Source organism: Flavobacterium enshiense DK69 (genome assembly GCF_000498495.1).
Classification (GTDB): Bacteria; Bacteroidota; Bacteroidia; order Flavobacteriales; family Flavobacteriaceae; genus Flavobacterium; species Flavobacterium enshiense.
Window position 1 is genome coordinate 16,444 of sequence record NZ_AVCS01000032.1, and the last position, 14,899, is coordinate 31,342.

Annotated in this window: 17 protein-coding genes; all 17 read right to left on the reverse strand. The window is 30.5% G+C overall.

Annotated features, from left to right (window positions below):
- Positions 1 to 24 precede the first annotated feature (24 nt).
- Positions 25 to 1,086 carry a serine hydrolase domain-containing protein gene (locus FEDK69T_RS14770; RefSeq protein WP_023574990.1) on the reverse strand — a complete coding sequence of 354 codons (1,062 nt, stop codon included), beginning with the start codon at positions 1,084 to 1,086 and terminating at the stop codon, positions 25 to 27.
- Positions 1,087 to 1,363: 277 nt separating this feature from the next.
- Positions 1,364 to 1,912, reverse strand: coding sequence for a dihydrofolate reductase family protein (locus FEDK69T_RS14775; RefSeq protein ID WP_023574991.1), 549 nt, complete (start codon positions 1,910 to 1,912; stop codon positions 1,364 to 1,366).
- Between the two features lie 266 nt (positions 1,913 to 2,178).
- Positions 2,179 to 2,604 carry a DUF1801 domain-containing protein gene (locus FEDK69T_RS14785; RefSeq protein ID WP_035630910.1) on the reverse strand — a complete coding sequence of 142 codons (426 nt, stop codon included), beginning with the start codon at positions 2,602 to 2,604 and terminating at the stop codon, positions 2,179 to 2,181.
- 183 nt (positions 2,605 to 2,787) lie between these two features.
- The gene (locus FEDK69T_RS14790; RefSeq protein ID WP_023574993.1) at positions 2,788 to 3,447 is read right to left on the reverse strand and encodes a hypothetical protein; all 660 of its coding nucleotides are present in this window, start codon (positions 3,445 to 3,447) and stop codon (positions 2,788 to 2,790) included.
- A gap of 358 nt (positions 3,448 to 3,805) precedes the next feature.
- On the reverse strand, positions 3,806 to 5,050 hold the full coding sequence (locus tag FEDK69T_RS14795; protein ID WP_162147257.1) for a T9SS type A sorting domain-containing protein: 1,245 nt from the start codon (positions 5,048 to 5,050) through the stop codon (positions 3,806 to 3,808).
- A 243-nt stretch (positions 5,051 to 5,293) separates the two neighbouring features.
- Positions 5,294 to 5,875 carry a hypothetical protein gene (locus FEDK69T_RS14800; protein WP_023574995.1) on the reverse strand — a complete coding sequence of 194 codons (582 nt, stop codon included), beginning with the start codon at positions 5,873 to 5,875 and terminating at the stop codon, positions 5,294 to 5,296.
- 170 nt (positions 5,876 to 6,045) lie between these two features.
- Positions 6,046 to 6,552, reverse strand: a complete 507-nt coding sequence (locus FEDK69T_RS14805) for a hypothetical protein (protein ID WP_023574996.1) — start codon at positions 6,550 to 6,552, stop codon at positions 6,046 to 6,048.
- Between the two features lie 168 nt (positions 6,553 to 6,720).
- Positions 6,721 to 7,611, reverse strand: coding sequence for a WG repeat-containing protein (locus FEDK69T_RS14810; RefSeq protein WP_023574997.1), 891 nt, complete (start codon positions 7,609 to 7,611; stop codon positions 6,721 to 6,723).
- A 183-nt stretch (positions 7,612 to 7,794) separates the two neighbouring features.
- Complete coding sequence (locus tag FEDK69T_RS14815; protein WP_023574999.1) at positions 7,795 to 8,193, reverse strand: energy transducer TonB; 399 nt, start codon at positions 8,191 to 8,193, stop codon at positions 7,795 to 7,797.
- 341 nt (positions 8,194 to 8,534) lie between these two features.
- Positions 8,535 to 8,933, reverse strand: a complete 399-nt coding sequence (locus tag FEDK69T_RS14820; RefSeq protein ID WP_023575001.1) for a GNAT family N-acetyltransferase — start codon at positions 8,931 to 8,933, stop codon at positions 8,535 to 8,537.
- A gap of 204 nt (positions 8,934 to 9,137) precedes the next feature.
- A complete protein-coding gene (locus tag FEDK69T_RS14825; RefSeq protein WP_035630912.1) occupies positions 9,138 to 9,527 on the reverse strand; it encodes a hypothetical protein in 390 nt (129 codons plus the stop codon).
- Between the two features lie 198 nt (positions 9,528 to 9,725).
- Positions 9,726 to 11,018 carry a serine hydrolase gene (locus FEDK69T_RS14830; RefSeq protein ID WP_162147258.1) on the reverse strand — a complete coding sequence of 431 codons (1,293 nt, stop codon included), beginning with the start codon at positions 11,016 to 11,018 and terminating at the stop codon, positions 9,726 to 9,728.
- A 309-nt stretch (positions 11,019 to 11,327) separates the two neighbouring features.
- The gene (locus FEDK69T_RS14835) at positions 11,328 to 11,891 is read right to left on the reverse strand and encodes a GNAT family N-acetyltransferase (protein WP_023575004.1); all 564 of its coding nucleotides are present in this window, start codon (positions 11,889 to 11,891) and stop codon (positions 11,328 to 11,330) included.
- A gap of 262 nt (positions 11,892 to 12,153) precedes the next feature.
- Positions 12,154 to 12,507: a hypothetical protein gene (locus FEDK69T_RS14840; protein WP_023575005.1), complete on the reverse strand. Its 354-nt coding sequence runs from the start codon at positions 12,505 to 12,507 to the stop codon at positions 12,154 to 12,156.
- Between the two features lie 266 nt (positions 12,508 to 12,773).
- Positions 12,774 to 13,262 (reverse strand): nuclear transport factor 2 family protein, encoded by a 489-nt coding sequence (locus FEDK69T_RS14845; protein WP_035630914.1) that lies wholly within the window; start codon positions 13,260 to 13,262, stop codon positions 12,774 to 12,776.
- Between the two features lie 187 nt (positions 13,263 to 13,449).
- Positions 13,450 to 14,139, reverse strand: coding sequence for a TlpA family protein disulfide reductase (locus FEDK69T_RS14850; RefSeq protein ID WP_023575009.1), 690 nt, complete (start codon positions 14,137 to 14,139; stop codon positions 13,450 to 13,452).
- Between the two features lie 228 nt (positions 14,140 to 14,367).
- Positions 14,368 to 14,877, reverse strand: a complete 510-nt coding sequence (locus FEDK69T_RS14855; protein ID WP_023575010.1) for a DUF6438 domain-containing protein — start codon at positions 14,875 to 14,877, stop codon at positions 14,368 to 14,370.
- Positions 14,878 to 14,899 lie beyond the last annotated feature (22 nt).

Sequence of the window (14,899 nt, forward strand, 5' to 3'; positions counted from 1 at the left end):
TGCTTTTGGTTGGGTATTTTAATCTTATAAACTTTGGAGAGTTAGTTTAGCAATTTCTTTTGTTATCTCTGTTGGAGAATGACAGTCACAGTTACTGAATCCAATTACATAAATATCTTTGCTTGGAATGTACACCGCCATTGATTTAAATCCAAAAACACTTCCTCCGTGTTCTCTTGTCAGGATTCCGTTGATTTCTTTTATATGCCACCCGAATCCATATGTGATTTCTTCACCATTGTTTAATTTAGATTTTTCAAAAGCTTTATTTAGATTTACAGAATCTAATATTTGGTTTTGATTCAGGGCATTTTGCCATTTCAACATATCTTCTAGCGTAGACATTAAAGAACCAGATGAAAAAGGGACACTAAAATTTATAATGGTTTTATTAACGAATCCATCCTTTTTCTTATGATATCCATACGCTCTGTTTTTTATAATTTTTCTATCTGAAGCATAATAGGAATTATTCATTTTAATTTTTTCAAAAATATTTTTTTGTATAAAATCTTCGTAGGTTGTTCCGGAAGTTAATTCTATGATGTGCCCTAATAGAACATAACCGGAATTATTGTATTCAAATTTTTCACCAGGTTTAAAGTCATTAGGTTCATCCTTAAAAAAATTAACCATCATTTTAGGAGTCATTTCTTTTTGAGCAATGTCGGATATTGTTTTTATTTTAGTAAAATCTTTAATTCCAGATGTATGCGTAAGTAAATGCCTTATAGTGATTTCATTTCCGGATGGATAATCAGGGACAAATTTAGAAATAGGGTCATTTATATTTAATTTTCCTTGTTTTTCAAGAATTAATATAGAAACTGCAGTGAATTGTTTAGTCATTGAGCCTATCTGAAAAACATTTTCTGTAGTCATATTGACATTCAATTCCAAATTAGACTTACCAAAGGCTTTTTCGTATAAAATTCTCCCATTTTTAGCAATTAAAAATGCACCTCCCGGTTCATTGATTTCACTAAATTCTTTTTGTATTATGCTGTCAATTTTCTTTTTAAATTCCTGAGCAGATAAAGAACAAAAAAATGAGGTTAGCAGTAAGCTTAAAAAAAAATTTTTCATAATCAGTTTTTAGCATGTTTGTATTACAAAGATATATTTATTTTATAATACTATGTAATGCAAAGTAATGTTTTTATAAAATATTGATTCAAATTATAAAATTATTTTTTTTACTAAGTTTTGATGATATAGCTGCTAACGTCCCGTCGGTTTATGAAGTTTGGGATTATTAACACTAAAGTTTAATAGAAGCAATGTACTTCGAGTTACCACAAATGTGTCATAGAATCTCGTCAGCGTGCATTGCGGTAAACCGATGTTAGTGATTCGTAGTTTATTATTTTGTTGGCTCATAATAAAGCACGATTGCACCTGAGCCAAGGGTTTTTGTTTTCAAAAGTTTAAAAATTATCCTATCGTTTATGTTTTCAAATAATGGTAAACCGTTTCCTGCAACAACGGGATGAACGCAAAGCTGAAATTCGTCTATTAAATTAAGTTTCAATAACTGTATAATTAAGCTCCGACTACCGACCAAAATGTCCTTGCCAGATTGTTGCTTTAGTTCTAAAACTTTTTCTTCAAGGTCTCGATTTGCCAACATTGCACTTTTCCATTCTATATTTTTTAGTGTGTGGGAAAAAACAATTTTTGGGATTTTATCCATTATCGCCGCAAATTCGTCCATTGCTTTGTTACCGGTAGGGTTTTCCACTACCGCTTTCCAATATTCCATAAGCTGGTAAGTTATCCTTCCATATAGAATTGTGTCTCCGTTACTTAATAGGTCGGCATAATGTTGATGTAATTCTTCATCTGGGATTATTGCCGTGTGGTCACAAAACCCATCAAGTGTCATATTTATTGCTGCAATTATTTTTCTCATATTTAGTTTTTTAATTGCCCGCCCTTTGCCGGTTGGGGTGTCATTTTACAATGACGCTAACGTCCCGTGGCTTTGTGAAGTTGGGGATCTTTATTAGTGATATTTACAAATATATCGAAAAATTTGAAAGAAAAAGTTTAAAAATAGGGGAGAAGTGCAAACATCGACCATTACTGATACTCACTGTAACTCTGCTTACACAAGACCGCTGTTGGTGGGAGGTTTTTCTCGCAACGAACCCTATAGTTTAAAATTTGCCCGGGAAATTAATGTTTATGCTCAAGTCCATATCGTATTGCTGATTCAAGTACATCTCTGTTTATATCTTTCAGCGTTTTGAACTTAATGCAATACCCTGTAACGCTCGCCTTGCCAATTTTGTTTCCATACGCTTTGGCTAAGTATGTCTTATCATTAAGACCAAGAATATAGACAGAGATTCCGGTTTTGTTTGCACTGATGCCAACTTGGTAAAACTCTCTGGTTTTACCATCAGCATATTTAATGGTGTGAAGCCCATATCCAATATTAGGATTAGAAACAGTTTTATTTTCACTGTTTTTACCATCCAAGAACCATAATTTACATGCTGGCATTACTTCCTGAATGAGGCGGTGCAACTCTTGCATGTCGCTGCGTTTTGGTTCAGGCTGGCTAGTAATATACTCTTTTATTTGTTCTTGTAAGTTCATATAAAATTATAGGTTGCTGCCAGTTCGCTAAACTTTTTGCTTACGTCCCATCAGCTTTGTGTGGGTGGGGATTTTGTTCCCAGACCATTCCAAAAGGACTAAAGTCAAATATATAAAATTACCTTTAAATTTAGCTCTAGAACCCCACTTTCACAAAACTGTTGTTATCAGATAGCCATAATTTTAGTTTTGTAATCTCCATTCATTATTCTGTAGGTCGTCAAACCCAATAACTCCTTTGTTTTGGTCAAAATATATATTCTTTAAACTAGGTAATTGCCAATTTGGGTTTGGAAATGGATTTGGATTTATTTCTATTTTTCTAACATTATTATAAGTAACTCCGTTTATTGTTACACTTATTAACGTTTCAGAATAATCTAAAAGAACACTTTGAATTCCTGTTTCAAAAGGAACTAATCCAATAGTTGTAATAAATTTTGAATCTTCTGAAATTACAGTTGGATTTGTTTGATATACTTTTGGCCATCTTTTTAAACTTAAATAAAACGAACTATTGCAACAAAAATCGCCATCAGCAAATAAAGTTGATTGCATTTCAATTCTCTGTTCATCGTAATAGAAATATTTTGTTGAACCATAAACAAAATCACCTCTGCTTTCAAGTTGCTTTTCTATTTTGTTTATTAAAACTTTGAATTTCAATTCAGAATCATTTTGGTTTTTATAAATCAAAACTTTTCCGACTTCTGTTGAGTTAATAAATTTATCGCTATCTGTTTGCTGGAATTTGAAATATTGAAGATTATCGCTAATTTCTTCTTTCTCATTTGAACAACCTAAATTAGTAACGATTGCAAAGAGTATGATTAATTTTTTCATCTTAAATTTTTAGCGTTTTTCAATGATTTCTGCTAACGTCCCGCGTATTTATGCCGTGGCGGATTTTTTATTACTGATGTTTACAAATATATTGAAAAGTTTGAAAGAAAAAACCTATCTATAAAAAGAAAAATACAAATGCCGGCTATTCCCGATACACTCTAAACCCACTTATTCAAAACCGCTATTGTCAGCAGTTTATTATTCTCCTTTCAACAATTTGTATTTTTTCTTTAATTTCAAATTTGATCCTGATTGAATAGCTTCAATTTATTAATAAAGTTTTGTAGTGGAATTTGGCTTCAAATTTGCACTTCAGGCTATCTGAAACCCACTTTAGTGAATGGTTTTCTTGTATTTATTGTTTGATAAGTTTTCCAGCTTTTAGTCTTCCTTTGTCGCTACGTAACTCATAAAAGTAAATACCGTCTACAAGTTGATCAGTATTTATGATGATTGAGTTTTTTGTAGTTGTCTCCTGTAATACTAAGGAGCCAAGAAAGTCATAAAGGTAAATAGTGGTCAATTCACCTCCAGGTATTCTTAAAGTAAGTTGATCGTTAAAAGGATTAGGGAAAGCAGCTGGCGGAAAGTTTTTATTGTCCAAAGGTTCATTGTTTTCGTTTTCAGTTTCTTGGCAGCTTGTCATAAATGGGATAAAGTTTACAAGTCCATATTCAATGTTTTCATAACCGTCTATTATAGTTGAACTTATGAAACTTGGATCGGTTGAGCACCAACAATTAGAAGAAAGGTCCGCATTGTTGCTATGATAGAGTTTAAGATTCCAAGAGTTGTTATTGCAAATGGTATTTCCTGTAAAAACAACATCATCAAAATATGAAATTATTTCAAAACCAACATCATTATTTGATACAGTGTTATTTACAAACCTGTTGTTTGTGCTATTGAACCATGCACGTACACCTATGAAATTATTCTGAATTGTGCAACCAACAGTGGAGCCATAAGGAGATAATGCAACTGTATGTCCGGAAAAGAAGCAATTTTCAATATTATCAAACCCTTCAATCCCGTACACATTATTAATAAAAACACTATTGCTTACTCTTGATGCAAATTGACACCCTCCTAACGCTGTGGAATTTGATTCAAATTTGCAATTTTCAAAGATTGTACTAGGAATCCCTCCATCATAATTTACCTGACGATTATTTGCGAAGTAGCAGTGTCTGAAAATATATGGTCCATTATATGCGATATCAAGGTTGATAAAATAATTGGCGAACTCTCCTTTGCAGTATTCCATGATCACTTGATCTCTTACTCCGCCAGTCTCATCAGTTCCCACAACGGTTATTCCATTCCACGACTGCCGAATTGGGGACGGTAAATTCGAAGTAAAAGTAATACTGTCATTTTCATTTCCGATAGCTATTAGTTTACCCCTCACCTCAAGTCCTACTCCGGGATTAAATTTTGCTATTACCCCTGGCTCAATAGTAAGATTTACTCCAGGAAAAACAACAATATTATCTGTAACAATATATGGATTGTTGACTTTTTTCCATATAGTATTAGAGTAAATACCGCCACTAACGTTTGTTTGAGCATAGACAGTTGAGCAAAATAGAAAGACCAAAAGTACGTTTTTAATAGTTTTCATGGTTACATTGGTTATATTGCCTTACGGTTGTATTAATCGTGTCTGCAGTTAACCTTCCGACTGATTTGTGAAGGTGGGTATTTTGCAACTGATGTTTACAAATATACCGAAAAGTTTGAAAGAAAAAGTTGAAAAATAGGAGTGAAGTGCAAACACCGGCTCTTACCGATACACACCTAAACCCCGCTTTCACAAAACTGCTGTTGTATGCTGCTGTAGTTATTCTTTTGCACAATATTTAAGTTTGTAATTATTTTGGGCATATTCTAGAGTTTTCGGTATTGAATGACAATTAACTGTTAATGCTGAAAAATTAATGGAATTAATTAGATCGTATTCCTTCAAGTTAATTTTTTCAAATTTTCTTAGACCAGAATTTAAATCATTTGATGTTTTCAAAATTCTATATTGAGGAATACCATCAAAGTTTTCTTCTAAATGCTGGATAATTATTAATTCTTTATTGTGTGTATTTTGATAAACAATTAAATCTTTATTAAAGGTTCCAAAATCATTTCCTTTAAATAATAAAAATAAATAACCAACTGATATTATAAGAACTATAGGGAAAAAGATTAAAATTACCCCCTCAAGCCATTTATTTTTTCTAATATCTTTTAATCCAAAAATTATTAAAAAGATCAGTAATGTTAGAAATAAAAAAACAGATAAGTAACCTTCAAATATTATTTGATAAAATTTTGACCTAACATCTATGTTGTCTGGAAAAATAAAAACAGGAATTACTGATAATAAAAATGCTAGGATAGAAAAGAGAAATAATTTGTTGATTAATTTCATATAGGTTATCGTTTGAAACAGCTGAATACAACGTCCCGCCAGCTTTTTGAAGTCGGGGTTTTTGTTACTGATGATTACAAATATTCTGAAAATATTGAAAGAAAAAAACTTATTTAAATGAAAGAAAAATATTCACTGACCATTACCGATTAAAACTGAACTAAGCCATTTCATAAAACCGTTGTTATGAGAGGTTTTATATATTTATTGTAGGTAAAAAACATGTAATTTGCTTTTTTTAAGACTATTTTTTTTCTCTTAAAGTCAGCTTTGTCTATTATATAAAAAACTCTTCTTGGTTTGTATAAAGCATTTTGAATTTCGGCAAAGTTATATTTATGTAAAATATCGGTCGTGATAATTTTATTTTTGTTTTTATCCATAAAATCTTTGCTGACAATTCTGGGTTTTGTCTTATGAGGTTTTTGTAAATGGGTTTCAAAATACAATTCTTTTGCATCAGGAAATTGATAAATATATTTTTCGACAAACTCATTTTTGTTTGTTTTCAAATGTAAATCTTCAAACTTTTCGAGCTTGTCGAAATACAAATAAATTGTATCTGTAGATTTAATATACGCAAGATCCTGAGCAAAAAGATTACATGAGGATATAAAAAAGTAAAGCAAAATGTATCTCATAAATGTTTTTTCGTAAAGTTTTGCAAAATCTCTCATAACGTCCAGCCGGCTTTACGCTGTGAAGGATTTATTATTACTGGTGTTTACAAATTTACCGAAAGTTTGAAAGAAAAACTTGAAAAAAAGGATAGAAGTGCAAACACAGGCTCTTATTGATACACACTAAAACCTCACTTTCACAAAACCGCTGTTTTGCAACGTTTTTTAGTATTCGTATGAGTAAATTTCATCTTTTAAGTTTTTCTTTTTTAGTACTATATATTCTTTTCGCAGTTCAATGCTATCATAAATCGGCTTTTTAGTTATTGTTCCATTAACATTTATTAATCCAATCTTGTTGTTCTGCTTAATTGTAAAATATCGCCAATTTTGTGACGATTTAATTTCATCATAAATGAGTGGAATTATTGTTTCATTTTTTGAGTTTATAATACCATATTTATTTTCCTTTTTTATAATTTGAAATAAATTTTCATCTATTGAATAATGTCTAACAGTTTCGATTAATTCAATTTTTTTATCTAAATCAATATTGTTTTTAGAATTCTGCACGTCTATAATTTGGGCTTTATTGTTTTTTGTTGCAAATATTCTATTCTCGTCAACTGTGTAAAATTTGTATTCTTCTGGAATTATATTCTTTCCATTAAAATCATATACTCCGTTTAGATTATTTTCATTTTTTGTTAGATAAAATTCATCGTTTACAATTGAAGAAACACTTTTATATTTTAATGGAATAATAGTTTTTCCATTAATATCAGATAATCCATTTATTGAATTTTTTTTCCAAAGAATAAACCTATCATTTTTTCGTGGTAAGATAAATTCAAATTCTATCGGAACTAATTCTTTATTATCAAGAGAGAAAAGTCCATTCAAATTATTATTTCGAATAATCAGTCGTCGATTTTTATACTCTATAAAATCATATTTAAACGGAATTACAACGTTTTTTAAACTGTCAGTAATACCAAATTTATTATCTCTCTTTTCAATAAATCTATTTTCCTCGATCTTAGTTATAGAATTTTGAGAATAAATTAATATTGGTATAAACAGAAATAATATTGTTGAAATAGCTCTTTTCACCATGTCGTTTTAAAATGTTGCATAGCGTCCCGCCGGCTTTGTGAAGGTGGGGATTTTTATTACAGATGTTTACAAATTTACCGAAAAGAGTAAAGAAAAAACTTCTTTTTAAAGAGGAAATGCAAACACTGACCAGTCCAAAAAATCCCAAGCGTCACCATAGCATAAAAACGTTGTTAGCAGCTGTTAAATTGTTATTGGAAAAGATAAGGTAAATGGAACTTTTTTATTATCCTGTTTTGCAGGTTCAGAAATTTTTAATTTTCGAACCACTTGGACGGCAGCACTATCCACATCAGGTCTAAGGCTTTTTAAAATTTTACCTTTTGCTATACCAGTCGTGTCAATAGTAATAGCCAAAATAATTTGACCACTTACTTTGTCCTTTATAGCTTGTTTGGGAATATAAAAATTATCACGTAAGTCTTTCAATAAGGCCTCTTTACCTCCTGGGTATTTAAAATACTGCTCAATATGCTTTGAACCATCAGGAAGTGTAACTTCATAGATTTTTCCATCTTGTGAATAAGATTTCGTGAAAACAAAAGAAATGATGATTAGAAAGTGTTTTAAATTAAATGTCATGTTGTATAATTTTTATTCAACCTATTTTAGGAAGATACGTTATTGTTAATAGCTGCTAACTTCCCTCCGGCTTTGTGAAGGCGGGGATTTTTTTACTACTGATTTTTACAAATATGTCGAAAAGTAGAAAGAAAAAACTTCTTTTTAAAGAGGAAATGCAAACACCGACCAATCCAAAAATTCCCAAACCCCACCATATCATAAAACCGCTGTTAGCAGCAGGCATATTTTGTTTTATTACTCTATTGTAAGTTCTATTGTTACTTGTTGTTGATTGAGAAACTACAAAAAAGTCAAGTTGATTTTCGGTTGTATTGATATTCCATTTTGCTCTTCAACAGTTATTCTGTTCGAAGTATTGTAAAAGCTCTGTCTTCCTTTGTCATCCCAATTTTTGGATAGTATTCCATAGCTGTTGGAACAGAAAGCAAAAGTATCATTGACTGGTCTCCAAGTTTTTCTTTTGTCAACTGAACAAGTTTTTTGCCAATTCCACCTTTTTTATAATCAGGATGAATGGCAAGGTCGGCAAGGTAACAACTCCAAACCCAATCTGTAATTGAACGTGAAACCCCAACCAATATGTCATTGTCCCAAGCTGTAACTATTAAATTTGAACTGTCATACATTTTTTGTATCCGTTCTTTGTCATTTGTTGGTCTAGGCAAACCTGCGTTGTCGTAAAGTTTAATTATTTGTTCTGCTGTTGGTCGTTTGTCAAAACTATATTCTATGTTCATATTGTCAATGTTTAATGTCGTTCAATGCTTGCTGCTAACGTCCCTCCGGCTTTGTGAAAGTGGAGATTTTTACAAATATAACAAAAATTTTGAAAGAAAAAACTTAAAAAAACAGAAAAAATATACAAGCACCGTCTCTTACTGATACACACCCAAACCCCGCTTTAACAAAACCGTTGTTAGCAGTCGTTTTTTCCCTAATATTTATTTCTTAAAATAAAAATAGCCTAAATCGTCGTTAGAAATTATCGTTATTCCCGAGAAAGTCCTGGTATATGGCAAACTTGCTATTAGAAGATCTTCTGAATCATATTTTAAAGATGATGAAAGGTCGTTTTCGTTTAGCAGAAATTCATCAAAAGTAATATGGCCATGTTCAATTTGGTATGTGCTTTTGTTGCTAAAAATCATCCTTTTGTCATTATCGTAAATTATTCTTTCATATCTTCCTTTTGAATCTATTTTTAAGGAATCAATATTGTTTTCAAAGCATCCAACATACAGTCCTGATAAATCTTCTTTTGAAGTGCAAGAGGCAAGAATAATTAGGCACCCGTATGTGAAAAATCTAAAATGTTTTAATATATATGGCATTAATGATAATTGAGTTCTAAAATGGTTGCTAACGTCCTGCCAGCTTTGTGAAGGAGGGAATTTTTGTTAGTGATGTTTACAAATATACCGATAAGTGGAAAGAAAAAACTTCTTTTTAAAGAAGAAATACAAGCGCTGACCAGTCCAAAAAATCCCAAGCCTCGGCATAGCTTAAAATCGCTGTTAGCCGTTCGGTTTTTATTTATTTTCGATTCGTTTCAACATCTCTTCTGCGTTTTTGTTTTTTGCGTCAAAGTCTAATGCTTTTTTTAAGTATATAATTGCCAAATCTGATTTTTTCATTTTGTCATAACATTCTCCGATAAATGAATATGAACTTGAGATTCCAGTCGAATTTTTTAAATCAATTGTTGTGCTTAATTCAAAAACTTTGATTGCGTCTTCAAATCGTTTTCTTCTCATTAGATATTTTCCAGTATTTATTAAGTCTTCAAATTCGCTTGAAAAATCGTATTTTTCTTTTTGACTTGATTTAATTTGCTCATAGAATGAAATTCCATTTTGAAAGTTGTCTAATAATTTTCCTCTAATATCAAGATAAATTGATTTTTTTGGAATTGTGAAAGGTTTATCGGCTAAAATATTTAATATTGATTCTGTAATTGCACTAAGTTTGAAATTTTGATTGTTGGTTATTAATACTATAATTGTTTTGTTTTTTGATTCGTAATAAACGTTTGATTCATAATTATTACCTGAACCTTGATGAGAATGCTCCACAACTTTATTGTTTTCAATAATTGTGTTCCCCAGACTTGATTCAGAATTTTTGTCAAAACTTTTTGCAAGAATGTTTATTGAGTTTTTATTGACTATTTTTTTATTTTGTAAATTACTAACCCAATTATACAAATCAGTTATTGAAAAATACATTTCTCCACCTCCGTGAATGAAAGTTGTTTCTTTAAAATCGTTGTCAAATGAACCAGCCATATTTACAGTTAATGTGGAATCTTTTGGAATTTTACCGCCACTAATTTTTAATTTTTTGAAAAACTTGGTTTTCAAAAAATCTTCATAAGACAGATTTGTTATTTTTTTAATTATTTCTTGTTGAAGAAAAACATTTGCATTACTATAAATATATCCCGTTCCAGGTTCAAATTCCAATTTTTCAACATTATTCAATTCCGATAAATATTCAGAATCTGTATTTTTAAATATTCTTGGCAAACCACTTGTATATTGAAGCAAATGCTTAATTTGAATTTTAGATGCCCAACTTGGTAAGTAAGTTAAATAAGTGGAAACTTTGTCCTCTAAATTCAGTTTTCCTTTTTCTGCTAAAAATAAAATTCCTGTACTGTTGAATTCTTTAGTTATCGAGCCAATCGGCATGGTGGATTCCCGATTTAATTTTTTGCCTTTTGAATAATCTGTATATCCGAGTTCATTTTGATACATAATTTTCCCGTTTTGAGAAACAATTATATTTCCATTAAATATTCCTATTTCGTTTGCTGATTTCATCAGGAAATCTAAATTCTGAATTTTTTTGGATTGTCCGGAGGATATAAAAAAATTCAGAATTATTAGCGTAAAAATTATTTTCTTCATTATTACTTTAAAAGACTCAAATTTTATTGAATCGTTGAAATTATTTTTCTTTCGGTTTTCATTCACGCCAAACTGATAGCTAACGTCCCGCCGGTTTTATGAAGTCGAGGATTTTTGTTACCGATGTTTACAAATATACCGAAAAGTCTGTAAGAAAAAAGTTGAAAAATAGGAGGGACATGCAAACACAAGCTCATACCGATACACACCCAAACTCCGCTTTCATAAATCCGCTGTTTTGCTTTCGTTTTTCTTTTTCCATTCTCCAATATCGATTCGATAAATATTTACAAGCATTCCATTATATTCGATGGATTTATCATTTCTCATTCCATTACTTCTCGCAACTTTTTCAGAATTAATATTTTCAATATTAATTATTGAAATTAAACTTTGCGAAAAATTATTCTCGAATGCAAAATCTTTACATTTTTTAGTGGATTCGGATGCAAATCCTTTTTTTCTATATTCCGGTAATATAGAATATGCAATTTCTATTTCTTGTTTTCCTTCAATTTCTCTTACTATAAGTCCGCTTTGACCAATAATTTTATTTGTGAATTTATCGATTAATACGTTCGCTCCGCCTAAACCGTTTTTATATCTTTCAAATGTCATATCAAACCAGAGTTTGCATCTTTCGTTTGGTGTTTCAATTTTGTCAACTCCTAAAAATCTGCAAACCTCAATATTTTCAAACAATTCAACCCATATATCAAAATCCTCAATATTTAGTAACCTAAATTTTAATCTTCCTGTTTCTTGTCCTTCTAATGTATATTTCATTTGGCAGTTGATATTTGATTTTTTATAATAACAAGCTTATACTTTTTTGATTGGTTTTCTATTTCGTTTCGTTTCGTCAAAATGACGCACAGCGTCCCGCCAGCTTTTGTCAGTGGGGATTTTTATTACTGATTTTTACAAATATACAGAAAAGTCTGAAAGAAAAAGTTTAAAAATAGGAGAGAAGTGCAAGCACTGGTTCTTACCGATATACACCGAAACCCCGCTTTCACAAAGCCGCTGTTAGTGGCAGCTTTTTTATTTATAATCCGAATATTTGAGGTGTTAAAATTCCGATTTTTGTTAAAGCTTCATGCATTACGCCATTAACTGAATTCTCAATAGCATATTTACGCCCAGATTTATCAATTCCGATGTTAAGGATTTTAATTTCGAAAAAGATACCTTTATTGTGGTATTCATCAATCCATTTGTTTTGAAATTGCATTTCGATTTTTTTTAAAACCTCACTGTTTTTCAATTCAATATTTTCTCCAAATGTTAGATTCGATTTATTTGAATTTTTAATCGCAATGGTTATATCTGAATATATTCCTTCAGCTCCTTCACCAAGTATATAACTATTTCTTATAATAGCTTCTCTAAATTGTTCCATAGAAAATAAATTATGTTTCTGCCAAGTTTATGGTTTTGTTATATAATTGAATGTTTTTAAGTTGTTTTTTTCACAGGATTGCTGCAAAGTTGCCACTAACGTCGCCGGTTTATGAAGTGGCGAAATTTTTAATACTGATGTTTACAAATATACCTAAAAGACTGAAAGAAAAAAGTTGAAAAATAGGAGAGAAGTGCAAGCACTGGCTCCTCCCATTACACACCGACCCCGCCATAGCATAAAACCGCTGTTAGCTGCTGGAAATTTCAATGCAGACTTATAACTTTTGTGATTTTCCATTCACCATTTTCTTTTTTCCAAACAATTGTAAATCTTCCAATTTTAGGGATGCCATTTGGTTCTTCTTTGTTGTGAAATTTATGTAACCCAATTTCTATAGCTCCATAATTGTTTATTGGATAAACTTCAATACTTCCTTTTACAAGTTCTCTTGTTACTTTGCCGCAAACATACTTTTTTGTCCCCTCTACAATTTCTTGTTTTGAATTCATAAAACCACCTTTATCATGATAGAACTCGATATTGTCAGAATAAAACGAGCTGTATTTATTAAGATCTTTGTTACAGTTATTATAGGCTTCAAAAAAAGCACTATCCATATCTACAATGGCTTCATACAATGTTAAATCATCTGGCTCATAATTTTTTGTAAGTCTATAAGTATTCTTTTTGGGCGAACAACTTAATAGAAATAACGCGGTAAAAATATAAGTGATGAGTTTGACAAGTTTCATGTTTTTCGCGATTTTGTTTTTTGCTTGTAGCTAACGTCGCGCCGGCTTTATGAAGTGGCGGAATTTCATTACTGATGTTTACAAATATACCGAAAAGTTTGAAAGAAAAAGCCTCACTTCGGAGAAGAAAAATATTCACTGGCCATTACCGATTAAGACTGAAGTTAGTCATTTCATAAAACAGCTGTTAGTGACTGGTTTTATATTTATTTCGTTTAAAATATTTTATTGATGCATAGATTAAAGAGAACAAAATGTATAATATTGTATATAAACGAAATATTTTAAGAATGTCTTTTTTCGAATACGAATTAAAATACTTCTCAAAAGAAAGATTAGTTGTAAAGATATTACCAAGTTTACTTTCTACAGCGTAAAGACCACTTTTTGGTGAGCTTAATAAAGTACCATCTTTGTCTATTATAAAATAGGCTGGGAATCCATTTACTTTAAAGGATTTAAGGTTTTCATTATTTATATTGGAAAATGTCCAATTAAGTTTTTTTGTCTCTAAAAAATCCCAAGGTTTTCTTTTATGGATTAACAAACTTTGTGTCCATTTTGGAGAATCAACACTCATGCTTAATATTACTAAATCATCGTGTTTCTTTAATAGTTCTGGAAAGAATTTCATTTCTTCAAGACAAGGTTCACAACCTGAAAACCAAAAATCAACAAGTATCAATTTTCCTTTGTAATCATCAATAGTCTTTAGTTGACCAAATTGATTTTTTAAAGCTATCTTTGGAAAATGAGTAATTACTTTTTCTCTATCTCCGATGTTTTTAATATGAAAAGTAATTATAAATATTGTGAAAAAGAAGAATAAAAGACATAGTGTGTACCATTTTAAAAGATTTAGTATTTGATGTTTCATTTTAGATTTAAATTTTTAGTCAACCTATTTTAGGACGTCTCATTTGGTAAACTTGCCACTAGCGTCCCGCCGGTTTTATGAAGTGGCGGAATTTTTATTACTGATGTTTACAAATATACCGAAAAGACTGAATGGAAAAACCTCTTTCGGAGAAAGAAATGCAAACACTGACCATTACCGATTAAGGCTGAAGTTAGTCATTTCATAAAACCGCTGTTAGTAGCAGGTTTAATTTAAAGACTCAATTTCTAATTTTTCATTAACCTTAGTAAGGCTTTTATCTTTGCTTATTTTATATAGAAATGCCATTAAATCCTGCATAAGCCCAGCTGGATAAATATATCTCATAGGTTTTCTTTTATTATCTATATATAATATCAAAGTTAACTGAGATCCTTCACTCAATGTAATTGTATTTGGTTCAACGGGAGGTGCTTTTGTTCCAGATTTTTCCAAATCAATTTTTTCTAATATGCTTAGAAACTCATTATAAGTTTCTTTGTCAAGTTTACCACGATAAAAACCAATTCTTGTTGAGTCGATTTTATAATTTTGATAAGCTTTTTCGATATAAAGTTTAATTTTTTTGTTTTGATTAAGTTCTAAGTGATATTCTGGACAAGTTCCAAAGCATTTAGATGTATGGAAAATCATTTTTTCAAATCTTGAATTGATTTTTCCAGAAGAACAGTTAGCCAAAAATTGTGTGATAATAATAAGTAAAATTGCTTTTCTCATATTGTTTTACGTGTGATTTTGG

Excerpts from the sequence above, each read along its gene's own strand:
- FEDK69T_RS14770 (WP_023574990.1), bottom strand. The coding sequence starts at position 1,086 with ATGAAAAATTTTTTTTTAAGCTTACTGCTAACCTCATTTTTTTGTTCT.
- FEDK69T_RS14775 (WP_023574991.1), bottom strand. The coding sequence starts at position 1,912 with ATGAGAAAAATAATTGCAGCAATAAATATGACACTTGATGGGTTTTGT.
- FEDK69T_RS14785 (WP_035630910.1), bottom strand. The coding sequence starts at position 2,604 with ATGAACTTACAAGAACAAATAAAAGAGTATATTACTAGCCAGCCTGAA.
- FEDK69T_RS14790 (WP_023574993.1), bottom strand. The coding sequence starts at position 3,447 with ATGAAAAAATTAATCATACTCTTTGCAATCGTTACTAATTTAGGTTGT.
- FEDK69T_RS14800 (WP_023574995.1), bottom strand. The coding sequence starts at position 5,875 with ATGAAATTAATCAACAAATTATTTCTCTTTTCTATCCTAGCATTTTTA.
- FEDK69T_RS14805 (WP_023574996.1), bottom strand. The coding sequence starts at position 6,552 with ATGAGAGATTTTGCAAAACTTTACGAAAAAACATTTATGAGATACATT.
- FEDK69T_RS14810 (WP_023574997.1), bottom strand. The coding sequence starts at position 7,611 with ATGGTGAAAAGAGCTATTTCAACAATATTATTTCTGTTTATACCAATA.
- FEDK69T_RS14815 (WP_023574999.1), bottom strand. The coding sequence starts at position 8,193 with ATGACATTTAATTTAAAACACTTTCTAATCATCATTTCTTTTGTTTTC.
- FEDK69T_RS14820 (WP_023575001.1), bottom strand. The coding sequence starts at position 8,933 with ATGAACATAGAATATAGTTTTGACAAACGACCAACAGCAGAACAAATA.
- FEDK69T_RS14825 (WP_035630912.1), bottom strand. The coding sequence starts at position 9,527 with ATGCCATATATATTAAAACATTTTAGATTTTTCACATACGGGTGCCTA.
- FEDK69T_RS14830 (WP_162147258.1), bottom strand. The coding sequence starts at position 11,018 with ATGAAATCAGCAAACGAAATAGGAATATTTAATGGAAATATAATTGTT.
- FEDK69T_RS14835 (WP_023575004.1), bottom strand. The coding sequence starts at position 11,891 with ATGAAATATACATTAGAAGGACAAGAAACAGGAAGATTAAAATTTAGG.
- FEDK69T_RS14840 (WP_023575005.1), bottom strand. The coding sequence starts at position 12,507 with ATGGAACAATTTAGAGAAGCTATTATAAGAAATAGTTATATACTTGGT.
- FEDK69T_RS14845 (WP_035630914.1), bottom strand. The coding sequence starts at position 13,262 with ATGAAACTTGTCAAACTCATCACTTATATTTTTACCGCGTTATTTCTA.
- FEDK69T_RS14850 (WP_023575009.1), bottom strand. The coding sequence starts at position 14,139 with ATGAAACATCAAATACTAAATCTTTTAAAATGGTACACACTATGTCTT.
- FEDK69T_RS14855 (WP_023575010.1), bottom strand. The coding sequence starts at position 14,877 with ATGAGAAAAGCAATTTTACTTATTATTATCACACAATTTTTGGCTAAC.